The organism is Salinimicrobium marinum (assembly GCF_014651535.1).
Classification (GTDB): Bacteria; Bacteroidota; Bacteroidia; order Flavobacteriales; family Flavobacteriaceae; genus Salinimicrobium; species Salinimicrobium marinum.
This window is the reverse complement of sequence record NZ_BMXB01000001.1, coordinates 35,665-53,239: the sequence shown is the minus strand read 5'-3', so window position 1 is coordinate 53,239 and position 17,575 is coordinate 35,665. Positions and strand designations below refer to the sequence as shown.

The 17,575-nt window shown below is 41.2% G+C and carries 11 protein-coding genes and 1 pseudogene; 4 read left to right on the top strand and 8 right to left on the bottom strand.

From position 1 onward, the window contains the following. The first annotated feature begins 40 nt into the window (after positions 1-40). Positions 41-373 (top strand): single-stranded DNA-binding protein, encoded by a 333-nt coding sequence (locus IE056_RS00240; protein ID WP_189602615.1) that lies wholly within the window; start codon positions 41-43, stop codon positions 371-373. A gap of 88 nt (positions 374-461) precedes the next feature. On the opposite strand, the gene IE056_RS00235 is transcribed toward IE056_RS00240, so the two are convergent. The 4 genes from IE056_RS00235 to metG all read right to left on the bottom strand — a co-directional run bounded on the left by IE056_RS00235 (position 462) and on the right by metG (position 6,900). Then, on the bottom strand, positions 462-2,246 hold the full coding sequence (locus IE056_RS00235; RefSeq protein ID WP_189602614.1) for a glycoside hydrolase family 9 protein: 1,785 nt from the start codon (positions 2,244-2,246) through the stop codon (positions 462-464). Between the two features lie 126 nt (positions 2,247-2,372). Next, entirely contained in the window at positions 2,373-3,275 is a 903-nt protein-coding gene (locus tag IE056_RS00230; protein WP_189602613.1) for a histone deacetylase family protein, read from the bottom strand. Between the two features lie 45 nt (positions 3,276-3,320). Beyond that, positions 3,321-4,748, bottom strand: coding sequence for a hypothetical protein (locus IE056_RS00225; RefSeq protein WP_189602612.1), 1,428 nt, complete (start codon positions 4,746-4,748; stop codon positions 3,321-3,323). Positions 4,749-4,785: 37 nt separating this feature from the next. Then, complete coding sequence (gene metG / locus IE056_RS00220; protein ID WP_373297263.1) at positions 4,786-6,900, bottom strand: methionine--tRNA ligase; 2,115 nt, start codon at positions 6,898-6,900, stop codon at positions 4,786-4,788. Positions 6,901-7,023: 123 nt separating this feature from the next. On the opposite strand from metG, the gene IE056_RS00215 reads away from it, so the two are divergent. Together IE056_RS00215 and IE056_RS00210 are read left to right on the top strand one after the other, a co-directional pair. After that, the gene (locus tag IE056_RS00215) at positions 7,024-7,608 is read left to right on the top strand and encodes a putative periplasmic lipoprotein (RefSeq protein WP_189602610.1); all 585 of its coding nucleotides are present in this window, start codon (positions 7,024-7,026) and stop codon (positions 7,606-7,608) included. 63 nt (positions 7,609-7,671) lie between these two features. Further along, positions 7,672-8,031: pseudogene (locus IE056_RS00210) on the top strand (YraN family protein). A gap of 187 nt (positions 8,032-8,218) precedes the next feature. Here the strand turns inward: IE056_RS00210 and asnB are convergent. Then, positions 8,219-9,910: an asparagine synthase B gene (gene asnB, locus IE056_RS00205; RefSeq protein WP_189602609.1), complete on the bottom strand. Its 1,692-nt coding sequence runs from the start codon at positions 9,908-9,910 to the stop codon at positions 8,219-8,221. Between the two features lie 382 nt (positions 9,911-10,292). Here asnB and IE056_RS00200 point away from each other — a divergent pair, with 382 nt between their 5' ends. Next, a complete protein-coding gene (locus IE056_RS00200; RefSeq protein ID WP_189602608.1) occupies positions 10,293-10,469 on the top strand; it encodes a hypothetical protein in 177 nt (58 codons plus the stop codon). A gap of 64 nt (positions 10,470-10,533) precedes the next feature. Here IE056_RS00200 and mfd read toward each other — a convergent pair whose 3' ends face one another. The 3 genes from mfd to IE056_RS00185 all read right to left on the bottom strand — a co-directional run bounded on the left by mfd (position 10,534) and on the right by IE056_RS00185 (position 17,451). Next, the gene (gene mfd, locus IE056_RS00195; protein ID WP_189602607.1) at positions 10,534-13,917 is read right to left on the bottom strand and encodes a transcription-repair coupling factor; all 3,384 of its coding nucleotides are present in this window, start codon (positions 13,915-13,917) and stop codon (positions 10,534-10,536) included. 376 nt (positions 13,918-14,293) lie between these two features. Further along, entirely contained in the window at positions 14,294-14,953 is a 660-nt protein-coding gene (gene pdeM / locus IE056_RS00190; RefSeq protein ID WP_229793600.1) for a ligase-associated DNA damage response endonuclease PdeM, read from the bottom strand. Further along, positions 14,938-17,451 (bottom strand): ligase-associated DNA damage response DEXH box helicase, encoded by a 2,514-nt coding sequence (locus tag IE056_RS00185; protein ID WP_189602606.1) that lies wholly within the window; start codon positions 17,449-17,451, stop codon positions 14,938-14,940. The genes pdeM and IE056_RS00185 overlap by 16 nt, the downstream gene beginning before the upstream one ends. Positions 17,452-17,575: the final 124 nt, after the last annotated feature.

Here is a 17,575-nt window from a genome sequence, read left to right as displayed (position 1 = left end):
ATGAACTAATGATTTTCAGCTAACATTAAATCTTTATATCATGAATGCACTAAGAAACAAAGTACAACTGATCGGCCACGTAGGAAACGCACCTGAAATCGTAACACTTGAATCGGGAATGAAACTGGCAAAATTTTCCATCGCCACCAATGAATCTTATAAAAATGCCGAAGGTGAAAAGATTACCGACACCCAATGGCACAACATCGTAGCCTGGGGCAAAACTGCAGAACTGGTGGAAAATTTTGTTCCGAAGGGAAAAGAAATAGGCATTGAAGGCAAGCTCACCAATCGCAGCTATGAAGATAAAGCAGGACAAAAAAGGTATATCACAGAGATTGTTTGTAACGAATTACTGCTTCTGGGGAAATAATCCTCTCATCATACCTTTATCAAAGGGAATAGGAAAGTATATAAAAAGACCTCATAGAGCAAAATTTCCGGGAGGTCTTTTTATGCTTTTAATCCTTTCCTTCGGAAAGTTCGTGAGATGAACGGATAGCCTCCAGTGCATTTGCCAAATAAACAAAAGGGGCATTCCAGTTAATGGCAATTTCATTGCTGGCATAACTGCAACGTTCATCTATGTAAGAAGTAGCCGGAGAGTGATGGTTTTTCGTGTACAAATGGCCGCAACTCTCTTTATCCTGTTGCCCGGGGTTAGGGCCGCCGGCCAGTAAACCCGGAACAGGATCTTCTACATCATCCGCTTCCGATGGCCTGTGGTGCGGATCCCTGGTGGACTTCTCTCCAAAGCCGGTCAAAAATGAAAATCCGGTTGCATTTCTTCCCAACAGGTAATCCAGGTTATCATTTGCTGCATCCAGATATTTTTGATCTCCGGTAATTTTATAGGCATTAATTAACAGCACCCCCTGATTCGCAGCTTCGGAATTACTGCCCCAGGAAAAATTCTTTTCATTAACTCCCATAGGCGTTCCATAGGCTGATGTTTTTGAATATTCAACTAGTTCATCTGCCATTTGCGTTATAAAAGTATGAATTACATCGAGATCAACCACTTCACTTTCTTTATACTTTTCCCCATTCCGAGTAATGGAATATAGAGCCAGCGTATTTACATTAGGCCAGGAAGGAACACCAAAAGCGGTAGCTGCTGTACTTTCAAGAGCTGCATCCCGATAGTATTTTTCTTCTCCCGTGGTCACGAAAAGTTCTGTTGCAGCCCATTGAAATTCATCTTCAAAATTACGATCTCCATATGCTCCGGTATTAATAGCGGGTTCTTTCAATTCCTTCTGAACATATTGTACTTCCGGATTTTCTTCCGCCCATTTATAGGCTTTTTTGCTCATTACAAGCAAAGAATCTGAAAGCCCCGGCAACTCAGTTTCATAACCTGCGAATATCCGTGACGCCTGTGCCATTACCGCTGAAAAATCCAATGTAGCAGTCGTGCTTTTCTGAACTACCCAACGCTGAAAACCAGCATCTTTCGGCAGTACAGAACCTTGAAAATCTGCACTCGTTAATTTGTGATACACTCCGCCATCTTCATCCTGCATGGTCATCATCCATCTTAGGTTGTACAATGTCTCATCCAGAAAATCGGGAAGATTATTGCCGCTTTCGGGTATGTTTAGATTCAGCGTATCCAGGTACTCAGGAAAATCTTCGTACAGGGAAAATAAGGTTCCCATGGTAATTCCGCTGTTCACGATGTATTTTCCGTAATCTCCGGCATCATACCAGCCTCCAGGACTTGAAATAACTGATTCCGCAGGACGATTTTCCGAGGCTGCCGAATTATGAATTTTCACTTCGGAATCGGGATGACCTGCTTCCCTGGTCCATTTTCCGGCATATTGTTCAGGAAGGTACGTGGAAGCTCTTTGAAAATAAAAAGCTTTTATACTCGCTTTTGCAGCTTCAGAATGTACTTCTTCAGCAATTTCGAAGGTATAACTCTCCCCTACCCCAATCACCTTCAGAATATATTTTCCTGGTTTTCTGAAAGAGGAAAAATCTACCTGCTTTACAATTTCGCTACTGTGAGGCCATTTTTTCGCTTCCCCTAATTTTTCAGAAAAAACCTCCTTTCCATCCTCTGCAGTCAACACTGAGAATTCTTCTGCGTTGGTATCTATCACAATTGCTTTTTTTGACCCTTCAGGATAAAAACCGATCTGGTTCAACCGAATTTGTTCCGCACCAGTCTGTGCATAGGCTGAAAAAGTGAATAAGAAAGTCAGAATATAAATCGTTCGGAATAATGGAAACCTCATAAAATTGTTGTTTAGGATAGCAAAATTTTGAAGCCTAAAGTTAAGGTTCCTAAAGCAAATTTCCGAAGAAGTGGAAAATTAACCATTCAGTCTTAAATCCTTTTATTCGAAGAGGCAGGGAGTCCACTAAAAATAAATTTCCTGTGCCAGCCTGTAAGTATTGGAATGTGCCTCAATGATAGTTTTAATATCTGAGGAATATCCTCCACCCATACTGCATTCCACGGGAATGCCAAGATCATGGCAGACTTGAAGCACAAACCGGTCCCGCTCCTTACATCCGGAAATGGTACATCCAAGTTTCCCGAGCTTATCGGTGGAGAGGATGTCCACTCCGCTTTGGAAGAAAATGAAATCAGGTTGCTCTTTTTCGATCAGCTGGGGGAGTGCTTCTTTCAGAATTTTTAGGTATTCTTCGTCCCCTGTGTCATCCGGCAGACCTATGTCAAGGCTGGACTTTTCTTTTTTAAAGGGATAATTTTTTTCCCCGTGCATCGAAAAAGTAAAAACCGAAGCATCATTTTCAAAGATCTCAGCCGTTCCGTTTCCCTGATGAACATCGAGATCTACAATCAGGATCTTATCGGCCAGCTTTTTCCGCTGAAGATGCCTTGCCGCTATCGCCTGATCATTGAAAATGCAAAAGCCTTCGCCCCTGTTAGAATATGCATGATGAGTTCCGCCGGCAATGTTCATAGCGATTCCATGCTCGAGCGCATATTCTGCTGCCATCATGGTACCGCAGGCGATGATCTGTTCCCGGTCTATTAATTCCTTTGAAAGGGGAAATCCGATTTTTATCGCTGCCCTCCTGTTCAGAGTCAGCTCCTTCAACTCCCGAAAATAAGTTCTATCATGGACCGCTAAAATTGCAGCTTCATCAGGAAAACCAGGTTGAAAGAAATTCTCTTCAGCACACGTCCCCTCGTACAGCAACTGCCTTGGCAGCAAATCATATTTCTCCATCGGAAAGCGATGTCCTTTTGGTAAGGGATGGGTGTAGATGGGATGATTTGCGATTTTGAGCATGCTAGAATAACAAACCTCACAGGTTTTGAAAACCTGTGAGTTACTTTACATTCTGTAGATATTATAGACGTTGTTGTAATTGTCATGGTAACCCCAATAAATGGTGTCTTTTTTTCTGAATATCGTTTCAGCAGAGATATGTTCGTACCTTTCAGCTACCTCTTTTATTTTTTCAAAAATATGTGGATTAATATCACCTTCAAGATGATTATATTCTTTGTCAAATAAACCTTTAATTTCAACTGTTCGACTAAAACTGTAAGTTTTGTAGCCAAAAAACATAGGATTAAAACCTACAGCCATTCCTGGCGCAACACTAACCATAGCTCCTGCCATTCCAAAGCCACCCATCATTGGAGTCGCTTGTTTCTCGAGAGAACTTCCCATTGTAATTTGAAATTTCCCATCTTGTTCCAAAGCAGTTATCGCAACAGGTAAATTTTTCATTTTACGAATAAATTTTGCCGTTTTATCATATTCCCGGTGAGAAGTATAAAAACCCCCCTCCTGAATTATGGGAGTATTTTTAAAATATATTTCTTCATCTCTGCTAACGCTGTGGGAGTTAATCACTTTGTCATTTTCAAGATCAACCACATGAAATTTGATTGCATCTTTAGTCGTAATTATCTGGTAAATATGATTATCAAGAACAAAACTATTGGATGAAGTATGATTTATTTCCTCACTAAGCCTGGGTTTTTCAATTCTTTCTACTGTCCCCTGAAAATCTTCTAAATTTATTTCGAGAAGAAAAGTAAAGTAATGGTTCTCGTCCAAAGTAATAATTAGCTTATTACCTGTGACAAAAGTTTTTACATTTTTTGAAGCTTGTTGGATACTATTGGGCTGGTCCATCTCCATCTTCCCCATTTCAATCACTTTTGAAAACCCTTTATAGGCAATGAAAAGATCATTAAGTTTAGCAGGCCTGTTTTTATCATTCAGATAATAAGCACTGCTAAAATTAACGGAGGTAATAGTAGGTGGATTTGCTTGTGTAAACCTATATACTTTTATAACTTCTGAACCATCTGGAAGCGTAAAGATGAAGTAGCTATCATTATGGCTTATACTCTCCAGAAATTTTTCTTCTTTTAAATCCAGGCTTATTTCGTTAAAAGAACTCTCTCCTGAACTAAAATCTAGGAATATCTTTGCGAATTTATCTTTTTTAGTGTTGGAAAGGAAAAGATGAAACTTTTTATTTTCTATAATATATCCAGAAAAATTATCGAATTTGTTAGGAATTTTTTCAGGTTCTATAGTTCCTATTTCATTAAAACTATCATCAAATAAGAATGCTTCTAACTGCCGGCCTTTAAGGGTGAATAATGCAGTATTGCCGGTGGTCTCGTCAATTACATTAAATACTTCTGAGTTTTTATTCAGATTTACATTAAATTCCAGTACTCTTTCCTGAGACTGAACTAACTGAAAAGAAAAAAAGAATACAAGTAAAATTTTCTTCATGCTAATATTTATATGTGAATTAAGAAAATTTCCAGGATTAACTAATCACCGTCCCCGGCTTCACACCTTCTTCATCGGGATTTACGAATACCAATTTTCCTTCGGTGTTTTCAGTCATTAAGATCATGCCTTCGCTTTCCACTCCACGTAATTTTCGTGGTGCAAGGTTTACGAGCACTGTTACTTTTTTACCGACAATATCTTCGGGTTTGAAATGTTGTGCAATTCCTGAAACGATGGTACGCACATCCAGCCCCGTGTTTACTTTCAGCACCAAAAGCTTATTGGCTTTTGGCATTTTATCGGCCTCAACGATAGTACCTACACGTAAATCCATTTTAGAAAAATCTTCAAAAGTAGCGATCTCCTTTTGTGGATCTGCTTTTTGGTTTTCGGCTTTGTTTGCTGCCTTGGTAGCTTCGAGTTTACCCAATTGTTTCTGAATTTGTTCGTCTTCTATTTTCGAAAATAATAATTCCGCTTTGCCAATCCGGTGTCCGGGAGGCAATATTTCACTGGAGTCTCCGGAAATTTTTGCCCATTCTGATGCTTCCGGAGTTTCAAGAATGGTTCCGCTGGTACTAATGGTAGCATTACCTTCAGAGGTAGTAATATCCAGCATGGTCTTCAGCGTTTCAGAAGTAAACGGAAGGAAAGGTTCGCTCATACTTGCCAATGCCGAAGCTATCTGCAGCGCTACATACATCACGGTTTTCACCCGCTCTTCATCAGTTTTGATTAATTTCCAGGGCTCTTCATCTGCCAGATATTTATTTCCGAGTCGGGCAACATTCATCAGTTCTCCCTGTGCTTCGCGGAAACGATATCTTTCAATCGAACTGGCGATCACCGCAGGATAGGCCTTTAACTCTGCTATTACCTGTTGGTCTACTTCGTTAAAATCATTCGGCTTCGGAACAATTCCGTCGTAATATTTATTGGTAAGTACTACCACCCGGTTGATAAAGTTTCCGAAGATGGCAACCAGTTCGTTATTGTTTCTGGCCTGAAAATCTTTCCAGGTAAAATCATTGTCTTTAGTTTCCGGCGCGTTAGCCGTTAAAACGTACCTCAACACATCCTGCTGACCCGGGAAATCTTCCAGATATTCATGCAGCCACACTGCCCAGTTTTTGGAAGTAGAAAGCTTCTGACCTTCAAGATTCAGAAATTCGTTCGCCGGAACATTTTCCGGTAAAATATAGCTCCCTTCAGCTTTTAACATTGCAGGAAAAATGATACAATGGAAAACAATATTATCTTTTCCTATAAAATGTACCATTTTGGTGCTTTCATCTTTCCAATACGGCTCCCAGTCTTTTCCTTCCCTTTCTGCCCATTCCTTAGTGGAGGAAATATAACCGATGGGTGCATCAAACCACACATATAGTACTTTTCCTTCGGCCCCTTCTACAGGGACGGGAATTCCCCAGTCAAGATCCCGGGTCACAGCACGCGGCCGCAAACCATCGTCTATCCAGGATTTTACCTGCCCGTATACATTAGATTTCCAGTCTCTTTTATGACCTTCTAAAATCCATTCCTTAAGCCAGCTTTCATATTGATCTAACGGTAAAAACCAATGCCTAGTTTCTTTCAAGGTAGGCGTGGCTCCGGTAATAGCCGACTTTGGATTGATCAAATCATTGGCATTATGGCTGGTCCCGCATTTTTCACACTGGTCACCATAACTTTCTTCAAATCCACATTTTGGACATGTCCCAACTACAAATCGGTCTGCTAAAAATTGTTCTGCTTTTTCGTCGTAAAACTGCTGACTGCTTTCTTCAATGAATTTACCTGCATCATAAAGATTCCGGAAAAACTGCGATGCCGTCTCATGGTGTACTTTTGCCGAGGTACGGGAGTAATTATTAAAAGAAACTCCGAATTCTTCAAAAGATTTTTTAATAATTGCGTGATATTTATCCACTACATCCTGGGGGGTAACTCCTTCTTTTTTTGCCTTAATAGTAATAGGCACGCCGTGTTCATCACTTCCACAAACAAAAGCCACATCGTGGCCCTGTAATCTCATAAACCGGGCGTAAATATCTGCCGGCACATAAACTCCCGCCAGGTGGCCAATATGTATGGGTCCATTGGTGTAAGGCAATGCCGCAGTTATAGTCAATCTCTTAGGTGATTCCATCAAAAATATTCAGATTTTAAAAGGTTGTAAAGTTAAGCAACTACAAGGGATTACAAGTTAAATTCTTGTAAAAGGGAATTGTTATGTGGCAAATGTCACTAATTTTAGCTAAAAATAAATTCAATGCGGAAAATTCTTTTTTTAAACATTCTTGTTTTAGTCCTGGCAGGATGTAAGAGTAAAAAGCTCACTGCAGATTCTTCTAATAAATTTGTCATTGAGAATTTGGCACAGATATCTTCTGCAGAAGATCTCAATAAAATTTATCCCGATGCTACTGTCGAAGAGGGGTCTGATGTTTTTGAGGAAGGCATTGTAAAACGTCCTTATACCATTATTTTTCCCGGCACACCCAATGAAGCACTCATTACATGGAATGATATGGAGAGGACACAACTCAACCGCATAAGGGTGGAAAAGGAAGGACGCTGGAAAACCAGCAACGGAATTGAAATTGGCACTACCTACAGAGAGCTTGAAGAGATTAACGGCAACTCAATTGAATTTTATGGATTTGGATGGGATTACAGCGGGGCTGTAGACTGGAACGGCGGGAAACTTACTGATTCTAACATCAGGGTTTTTCTGGCTCCTAAGGAAACTCCACCAAATAAGTTCTATGGCGACCGTAAAATAGAAGCTTCGGAAGAGGAAATTGATGCACTGGAACTTAGCGTTCAGGCAATATTATACCAGGCAGAAGAATAAATCTTCACCTGCAATATGCCGGTGAGGTAGAGATTATTCTACCTGAAGATAACAAGCCTCCAAATGGCACAACATAATGAACTGGGCAAACAGGGGGAAGAACTGGCTGTTGCCTTTCTTCTGAAAAAAGGCTAAGACATTGTAGCCCGCAATTTCCGTTATCAAAAAGCGGAAGTAGATATCATTGCCCGAAAAGAAGATATCTTAGCAGTCGTTGAAGTTAAAACCCACATTCCGCCGGATTTCGGAGATCCGCAGGATTTCCTGAAACTCAAACAAATCCAGTCACTGGTCAAGGCCATAGATTACTTCGTCAGTGAACACAACCTCGATGTAGATGTTCGGTTTGACATTATTGCCATTATAAAAAACAAAGCCGGCACCCGCATTGAACATATGGAGCAGGCATTTCTCCATTTTTAGGAATTCCACATTATGAAGACCCTGAAATGAATTACCATTGACGACACGAATGATAATCAAACAGCGTCATGCTTATTTCAGCATCTTATAACTTGTAGTCATCTGCCACTGTAAAACAAGAAAACCTTCCAAAAACATTATTTCTGAAAGGTTTTTTCAATTATTAATATTTGACAGCTGTTCTTATTTAAGCTTCAGCTTTTACATCCTTTTTATAAGCTTCGGAATGAACGTTGGCCACTGCCCTTCCTGAAGGATCATTCATATTCCTGAAAGATTCATCCCACTCCAATGCTGTTGGAGTACTGCAGGCTACCGAAGGTACCGATGGCACCGAAAGTGCTGCTGCATCACTTGGGAAATGTTCTGAGAAGATCGAACGGTAGAAGAATTCTTCCTTGCTTTTTGGCGGCTGCACCGGAAACCGGAAATGTGCATGATCCAGCTGCTCGTCTGTCACCTGTTCGTTCACCATTTCTTTTAAAGTGTCAATCCAGCTATAGCCTACCCCGTCTGAAAATTGTTCTTTTTGTCTCCATGCAACGCTTTGCGGAAGGTAATCTTCAAAAGCTTTTCTTAAAACCCATTTTTCGATACGCTCTCCTTGAACGATCATTTTATCCTTCGGATTCAACCTCATCGCCACATCCATAAATTCTTTGTCAAGGAATGGCACCCTGCCTTCAATACCCCAGGCACAAAGGGATTTGTTTGCCCTTAAACAGTCATATTGGTGCAATTTGTCCAGCTTCCGGACCGTTTCTTCATGGAATTCTTTAGCATTTGGTGCCTTATGAAAATACAAATATCCACCAAAGATCTCATCGGCACCTTCACCCGAAAGCACCATTTTTATTCCCATTGCCTTAATGGCCCTTGCCATTAAATACATGGGAGTGGATGCTCTTATTGTGGTAACATCATAAGTTTCCAGCTGATAGATGACATCTTTAATGGCATCGATTCCTTCCTGAATCGTAAATTTTATTTCGTGATGTACGGTATCCAGATGTTCTGCCACCTTTTGTGCCGCAGCAAGATCTGGTGAGCCTTCAAGTCCTATAGCGAAAGAATGCAATCGCGGCCACCAGGCTGCATCGGTATCATCACTTTCAATCCGTTTATCTGAGTATTTTTTAGCCAAAGCAGAAGTAATCGAAGAATCGAGTCCGCCCGAAAGTAATACTCCGTAAGGAACATCACTCATTAACTGACGGTGAACCGCAGCTTCCAAAGCCGTACGAAGGTCTTCAATACTGGTTTCATTATCCTTCACATTATCGTATTCCATCCAGTCCCTTTGGTACCATCGCTGATACCCGTCCTCCTTACTGGATAAATAATACCCCGGAGGAAATAATTCGATCTTGGTACAATGTCCTTCCAGCGCTTTTAATTCTGAAGCAACATAAAAAGTTCCGTTTTTGTCCCAGCCTATATATAGCGGAATAATCCCCATATGGTCACGGGCGATCAAATATTCATCTTTATCCACATCATAAACAGCAAATCCGAAAATCCCGTTTAGCTCATCAAGAAATTGCGTTCCTTTTTCCTTGTACAGTGCCAATATGACTTCACAATCAGATTTTGTCTGAAAATTGTAATTCCCCTCAAACTGCTTTCGCAACTCCTTATGATTATATATCTCCCCATTGGCAGCCAGCACCAAATTTCCATCTTCACTAAACAAAGGCTGTTTTCCCGAAGTAGGATCTACAATCGCCAGGCGCTCATGAGCTAAAATGGCTTTTTCGTTACTGTATATTCCGCTCCAGTCGGGGCCGCGGTGACGCAGGCATTTTGCCATGCTTAGTAACTGAGGTCGTAAAGTTTCAGACGCTTCCTTTAATTCGAAAGCACATACAATTCCACACACAATACTTGAATTTTGAATTAATAAGTACAACAAATATCGCAGAAAATTCCAGACAGCCTTTACTTGAAGTAGAAAAATTCGGAATTTAAATGTTAAAAATAAATATTAAATAACACCCTCAATTCTATTAAAATAAGATATCATCAAATAACATCATTTTTGATGAAGAATCTCTATTCAGAAGGTCATAGAATATCAAATTCAAAAAAGGATAACAGAAATTTAAGAATTCCTCAAAGCCGGTAATGTTCTTTTTGAAATCATTCATTATCAAAGCTTTTTTAGAAAACCCGTAAAATATGTACGGGTTTTTTTCAGGTGAATCTATTCATTATCAGTAGTTTCGCTATTAACAAATCATTAACACTAATAATTCTCACTGATGAATAGCTTTCTCGTAACCGTCGCAGTTAAACTTTTACTCGTAGCAACAGGTGAAAATCCCCAGAGCCATTTTGAAAAGCAAGAAACCAACCTACAAAAAGCATCGGTAGAGATGATCGACACCCTTACAAATGAGCCCGATTCGTTAGAATTTTCAATTAGGCATAAAGACTAATTTAAAGGACTCACAGATTCAAAAATCTGGGATATTTTTGAATATTTTTTGAACCTCTTTGCGATTAAGATGCTTCCACCGCTACTTTAGTATCCAGCGGCTTCAATACCTTCAACGCCCTATCTACAGAAGTGACTTTTTCAAAAGTGAGCAACAACCGCAATCCCGAGCGGGTTTTCTTTTCTTTCATAGTGCAAGTATGCGGATGCGTTTGCACATATTGCAATACTCGTGTAAAAGCTTTAGTTTGGTAGAAACTCGATTGCTGATCTGCAATAAAATATCCAATCATTTTTCCCTGCTTCATCACTATCTTTTCAAGTCCAACACTTGCTGCGATCCATTTAATCCTTACACTGTTCAACAGATCTTCTGCCTCGGTGGGTAATTCCCCAAACCTGTCTACCAGGTCGGCTTCGAATTTTCGAAGTTCCTCTTCGTTCTTGAGATCGTTGAGTTGCGTATAAAGATTCAGGCGTTCGGTGATGCTATTGATGTAATCATCTGGGAAAAGTAATTCAAAATCAGTGTCGATTTGGGTATCCTTTACGTACTCCTTATCTTCAGAAACCTGATCTGAATAAAGTTCTTTAAATTCATTTTCCTTCAGTTCTTCAATGGCTTCGTTGAGGATCTTTTGATAGGTATCAAATCCTATTTCATTAATAAATCCGCTTTGTTCACCTCCCAAAAGGTCACCTGCGCCACGAATTTCCAAATCCTTCATGGCAATATTGAATCCGCTGCCCAGCTCGCTGAATTGTTCGAGGGCTGTCATTCGTTTCCGTGCCTCTTCAGTCATTGCCGAAAATGGCGGCGTAATAAAGTAACAGAAAGCTTTTTTGTTGCTTCGCCCTACCCTTCCTCGCATTTGGTGAAGATCAGATAACCCGAAGTTATTGGCGTTGTTGATAAAGATCGTGTTAGCGTTTGAAACGTCGAGTCCGCTTTCAATAATGGTTGTGGAGACAAGCACATCGAATTCGCCGTTCATGAACTTCAGCATTAGAGTTTCCAGTTTTTTTCCTTCCATTTGCCCGTGACCGATCCCGATCTTCGCATCGGGCACCAGCCGCTGGATCATTCCGGCGACTTCTTTAATGTTTTCCAATCTATTGTGAATGAAAAACACCTGCCCTCCCCGCTGAATCTCATAGGAAATAGCATCTCGAATGGTTTCTTCGGAAAATCGAATAATATGAGATTCAATAGGATACCTGTTTGGCGGCGGAGTTGTAATGGTAGACAAATCCCGGGCGGCCATTAAACTAAACTGAAGCGTACGCGGAATTGGCGTCGCCGTCAATGTAAGCGTGTCGACATTTTCCTTAATGGTTTTCAGCTTATCTTTTACCGCAACCCCAAATTTTTGTTCCTCATCTACAACGAGTAACCCAAGATCTTTGAATTTCACCGCCTTATTCACCAGCTGATGCGTCCCGATGATGATATCTACTTTTCCATTGGCGAGATCTTCAAGCGTGTCCCGTCGTTCTTTCGCTGTACGAAACCGGTTTAGATAATCTACCGTCACCGGAAAATCCTTCAATCTTTCAGAAAATGTCTTGTGATGCTGAAATGCAAGTATCGTGGTTGGCACTAGTACTGCCACCTGTTTTCCATTATCTACCGCTTTAAAAGCGGCACGAATCGCAACCTCTGTTTTTCCGAAGCCAACATCCCCGCACACAAGGCGATCCATGGGGCGTTCATTTTCCATATCAGCCTTTACAGCTTCGGTCGCGGTGCTTTGATCGGGGGTATCTTCATAAATAAACGAGGCCTCCAGCTCGTGTTGCATATAACTATCGGGGCCAAATCCGAAGCCTTTTTGCAGCCTGCGCTTGGCATACAACTCTATTAAGTTGTAAGCAATATGTTTTACACGGGCTTTGGTTTTCTGCTTGAGATTTTTCCAGGCGTTGCTACCGAGCTTATATATTTTCGGTGGTTTCCCATCTTTTCCGTTGTATTTGGAAATCTTGTGCAGCGAATGAATGCTCAAATATAAAATATCCCGCTCTCCATAAATCAGTTTAATAGCTTCCTGCTTTTTGCCTTCCACATCAATTTTTTGCAGTCCGCCAAATTTTCCGATTCCGTGGTCAATGTGCGTCACATAATCCCCAACTTCCAGGCTGGTCAATTCCTTCAGGGTGATCGCCTGCTTTTTAGAATAGCCGTTCTTTAGATGGAATTTATGATACCGTTCAAATATCTGATGATCTGTATAACAGACCTGCTTCGACTCCTCATCAATGAAGCCCTGGTACACAGAAAGTACCACCGTTTTGTAATGTACTTCCTGGCCTACATCATCAAAAATATCGTGGAATCGCTTTGCCTGTTGCTCACTGACGCAAAAAATATAGTTGGTATAGCCATCCTCGTGATTTTCCCGCAGGTTGTCTATCAAAAGATCAAACTGCTTATTGAAAGAAGGTTGTGGTTTGGTATGGAATTCTATAGCTTCAGGTACAGTACCAGAAGACCCTGAAACAAGTTCAGGATGACGTGAAGAGAGTTCCACTAATGAATATTGCTGCATCTGCTCATTCAGTAAAGCAGCATTACTGAACAATTCTTCGGGAGTGCCGTGTTTTACTTCTTCGGAAAGTTCTTTAAAAGCTTCTTCGGCCTTACTGAAGAGCTTGTCGATACGGGCAGAAAGCTGCTCCATATCTTTGGTGAAAATGACCGTTTGATCAGAAATATATTTTAAAAAACTCTCCCTGAGCTCTTCCGTTCTCTTATGTTCCACATTCGGAATGATGGCGATTTTCTTCACCTTGTCTGTAGAAAGCTGTGTTTCCACATCAAAGGTGCGGATGCTTTCCACCTCATCCCCAAAAAATTCGATCCTGTAAGGTTCATCATTACTGAAGGAAAAAACATCCAAAATCCCGCCCCGAACTGAAAATTCACCCGGTTCGGTCACAAAATCCACTCTTTTGAACTTATACTCAAACATCACCTCGTTCACAAAATCAATAGAAAGTTCATCGTTCACATTGATCTTCAATGTGTTTTTCTCCAGTTCTTTCCTCGTAACCACTTTTTCAAAAAGGGCATCGGGATACGTGACAATAAGTGCAGGTTTCTTTCGGGAGTTGATTCGGTTTAAAACCTCTGCTCTTAAAAGTACATTTGCATTGTCGGTTTCCTCAATTTGGTATGGTCTGCGATAACTTCCAGGGTAAAAAAGCACATTTTTCTCCCCAATGAGCTGTTCCAGATCATTCAGGTAGTATGCAGCTTCTTCTTTATCATTAAAAATCAGCAAGAAAGGCTTTTCAGAATCTTTAAAAGCATTTGCAATCACAAATGAAAGTGAAGAGCCGACAAGGCCTTTTAAATGGATTTTATTTTGCGGCAGGGCGAGAGCTTTCGCCAGATGCTGCTGTGGTGCAGACTGTGCAAAGCTTTGGGCAATAGAAGATTTACTCAATTAAATCGAATTTTGTGCAAAGATAAGAAGTTCTGAGGTTAAAGCTAAAGGAGGAGTAATTAAGGGAAAGTTAAAAAAAGTAGCAAGACCACTCCGCTGAAAGAGTCAAGAATCAAGACTACTTTTAATTTAAATTTTGAGCAGTTAGTTATTTAAAAACTATTGCCCCCATGAAAAGTCGGTTCTCTCTCTTTAGAATGGTTCAGGGTGGGGCAAAGAACTGGCTTTTCAATTAAATAAAACATCACTGCCAGGCTAAAACCAATTCTACAAGACCATTTGAAACTTCAGACAATTTCGGGTGAATTCTTACAAGATAATATGCTTTATAAAAATATAAAAAAATCTTGGCTCTTGGTTCTAAAAGCGCAGCGGTCTAAGTATTGAGATAAATCACCTCCTCCTTCGTCACCACGTACACCTCATCTCCAGCTTTCGGTTCAAGGATATGCTTTCCGGTGAATTCTCCAAAAGCTGGTAAAATCATCTGATTTTGTCTTCGGAAGAAACACGGCAGTTTCAACTGCTGTCGCGCCATTCCGTTGATTTTGACTCCCGGATGGATGTGTCCCGAAAAATTGAAACAGTTCTCCCTTTCTTCCGGATGATGGGTAAAAAGAAAGTCTCCAATAATTAATTCCGGGATTACCTTCACGCCGAGCGCTTCATACTTTTTAGGGGAAATCACATCGTGATTACCTTCCACTAAAACAACTTCAGCAGAAATATCCTGCATCCATTGATCGAAATGCTGCCATTCATAATTGATATAAGAATGGAACAAATCCCCCAAAAAAATAATCTTCTTCGGATCAAAAAATCCGGTCACAAGATCCAGTTTCAGAAAATTTCCTTTTAGAGCCAGTTGCGGAATCGCGCTACCGTGTTTTCTAAAATGCGCCACCTTTCCCAGGTGCACATCGCTAATCACCAGCAGATCTTCCTCCTCCCAAAACATCCCTCCCGAAGGATGAAGAATGAACGTCTGCCCAAGAATATTAATATTTTTTGTCATTGCAATTACAGGTCGCCCCATTGTGCCATCATCTTTTTGATTCGATCCTCCAGTTTTTCTGAAGATAATTTTTCCCGCATCCGGTCTGTAATGATTGGAAAAGCGAATGGCGTTGGTTTTTCACATTGTTTCCAGATCATTTTCTGTTCCGAAATCCGTTCCATCGCCATAATTAATCTGCCTTCCTCCAATTGATGCTCAAATGTTTCCCTAAACGCCTGCTGAAACAATAAATTGTCGGGTTCATAATCCCTGAAAACACTGAAAAGCAGCTGAGAATTGGACTGCAAATGTTTTGTTTTGATCATTTTATTCGGAAATCCGGTAAAAACCAAACCTGAAATCACTGCAATATCCCGGAATTTCCGACGAGCCATTTCAGTGGAATTTAAACTTTTCTGAAGGTCATCCATCAAATATTCCGCAGAAAAAAGGTTATTGTCAAACACCTGTTGCATATCGATCTGTTGATCGGAAAGCAATTCGAATCCGTAGTCATTGAACGCCAGTGAAAATGTGATGGGAGCCAACAAACTGATGCGGTACGCCATCAAACTTGCCATCGCCTCGTGCACAAACCTGCCTTCAAAAGGATAAAAAATGGTGTGATAACCTTCCCTTGTTTTAAAAGTTTCGATCAAAAACTCATCTTTCTTAGGAATAATGCTTTCTTTCTTTTGTCGCTGAAAAATATGGGATAGCGCCTGTAGTTCTACGGAACCTTTTTTTCGTCCTATAAGAGACCCCTCGACTTCGCTCGGGGTAACGACCGGATCTAATAATTCAGAAGCGACGAACATTTCCTCCCGGAGCAATTCACTCATCTGCGCCGAAAAGCTCATCCTGCCACCTGCCCAGCTGGGGAAACGGGAATTCTTCACCTTTGATTTCTTGACGATCACCTGCATATTCTTGATCTGGTACAGCTCGAGATTTTTCCCGGCAAAGGTAAAAACATCCCCCGGATTCAGTTTTGAAATGAACCATTCTTCGATCGTACCAATATATCCTCCTTTTAAATATTTCACCGCCAGCACGGCATCACTCACGATGGTACCGATTTGCAACCGGTGCCGCATGGCAATTGCACGATTGTTCACCTTAAAAAGTCCGTTTTCTTCAATCTCTATTTTTTTGTATTCATCATAAGCCTGCAGCGTCTGGCTCCCCTTCGTCACGAAATTCAACAGCCATTCCCACTGATCTTCAGACAGTGCCTGGTAACAAAAGGTGGATTTTACTTCCGGAAAAATTTCCTTCGGAAAAAATCCATCGGAAACCGCCAGGGTGGTTAGATACTGCACCAGCACATCAAAACTCTGGAGGTACGGAATCCGGTCTTCCACGGCTGTTGTTTTTGCCGCTTTTTGCAAAGCCGAAGCCTCTATCAATTCCATTGCGTGGGTGGGTAGAAAATAGATGACACTTTCCTTCCCCGGCTGATGCCCGCTCCGCCCCGCCCGTTGGAGGAACCGTGCGACCCCTTTTGGTCCACCAATCTGAATAATAGTTTCCACCGGAGCAAAATCTACCCCAAGATCCAGGCTTGAAGTTGCTACGACGGCTTTTAATTGTTCATCCCTGATTGCCTGCTCCACCCACAGACGGGTTTCTTTGTTGATACTTCCATGGTGCATGGCCAGTTCTCCGGCAAATTCGGGATATCTCTGAAGGATGCGTTGAAACCAGATCTCGCATTGGGATCGGGTGTTCGTAAAAAGTAGTGTCGTTCTGCTTTTTCTGATAATCGGCACCACCTCATCCAGCAGGTGCAGTCCTAAGTGACCCCGCCACGGAAAAGTTTCCATTTTCTCCGGAATAATAGATTTGACGGTAATCTTTTTCTTAAGATCTGCTTTGATCAAAACTGAATTCTTAAATGCTTCGGAATCCGGTCCCAATAGCACTTCCCTTGCCTGCTGAAGGTTTCCGATGGTTGCTGAAATTCCCCAGATCTTCATCTTTGGCGAAACATTTTTCAACCTTGAAAGCGCCAGTTCAATCTGCACACCGCGTTTCGTTCCCAGCAATTCGTGCCATTCGTCAATTACAATGGCATTGAGATTTTTAAAGGTCTTATCATAACCTTTAGAAGAAAGCAGCAATTGAAGGCTTTCCGGAGTAGTGATCAACAGATCTGGCATTTGCTTTTTTTGAGCCGCCCGCAGTTTCTGGGAAGTATCTCCCGTCCTGATGCCAACTGTTAAATTACTACCGATCTCCTGCGCAAACCGATTCGCTGCCTGCTCGATCTCCACCGACAGTGCCCGTAACGGTGTGATCCAGATGGCCTTCAGCCCCGGTTTGTGTTTGGTCTTATAATCAGGATTCTGCTTTATGTAATCCAGTACGATGGGAATCCAGAGGGCATAGGTTTTCCCACTTCCCGTGGGGGCGTTAAGGAGCCCGTTTTTTCCCTGTAAAAAGTCATTCCAGGTTTGTTTCTGGAAAGCGAAGGATTTCCAGTTCTGGGTTTTGAACCAGGTTTGTGCTATGTTTAAAAGTTCTGTTTTATTCATAGGTTTCCCCTTCCGTCTGGCTTCGCCAGACACCTTCCCTTGTTAAGGGAAGGAATTTTTTGTTTTTTGCAATAATTCAATTTTTAGTTCAAATTTTACTAATATTTTAAAAAGTTCCCCTCCT

Excerpts from the sequence above, each read along its gene's own strand:
- IE056_RS00230 (WP_189602613.1), bottom strand. The coding sequence starts at position 3,275 with ATGCTCAAAATCGCAAATCATCCCATCTACACCCATCCCTTACCAAAA.
- IE056_RS00235 (WP_189602614.1), bottom strand. The coding sequence starts at position 2,246 with ATGAGGTTTCCATTATTCCGAACGATTTATATTCTGACTTTCTTATTC.
- IE056_RS00200 (WP_189602608.1), top strand. The coding sequence starts at position 10,293 with ATGAATAGCTTTCTCGTAACCGTCGCAGTTAAACTTTTACTCGTAGCA.
- IE056_RS00240 (WP_189602615.1), top strand. The coding sequence starts at position 41 with ATGAATGCACTAAGAAACAAAGTACAACTGATCGGCCACGTAGGAAAC.
- IE056_RS00185 (WP_189602606.1), bottom strand. The coding sequence starts at position 17,451 with ATGAATAAAACAGAACTTTTAAACATAGCACAAACCTGGTTCAAAACC.
- metG (WP_373297263.1), bottom strand. The coding sequence starts at position 6,900 with ATGGAATCACCTAAGAGATTGACTATAACTGCGGCATTGCCTTACACC.
- IE056_RS00225 (WP_189602612.1), bottom strand. The coding sequence starts at position 4,748 with ATGAAGAAAATTTTACTTGTATTCTTTTTTTCTTTTCAGTTAGTTCAG.
- IE056_RS00215 (WP_189602610.1), top strand. The coding sequence starts at position 7,024 with ATGCGGAAAATTCTTTTTTTAAACATTCTTGTTTTAGTCCTGGCAGGA.
- pdeM (WP_229793600.1), bottom strand. The coding sequence starts at position 14,953 with ATGGGGCGACCTGTAATTGCAATGACAAAAAATATTAATATTCTTGGG.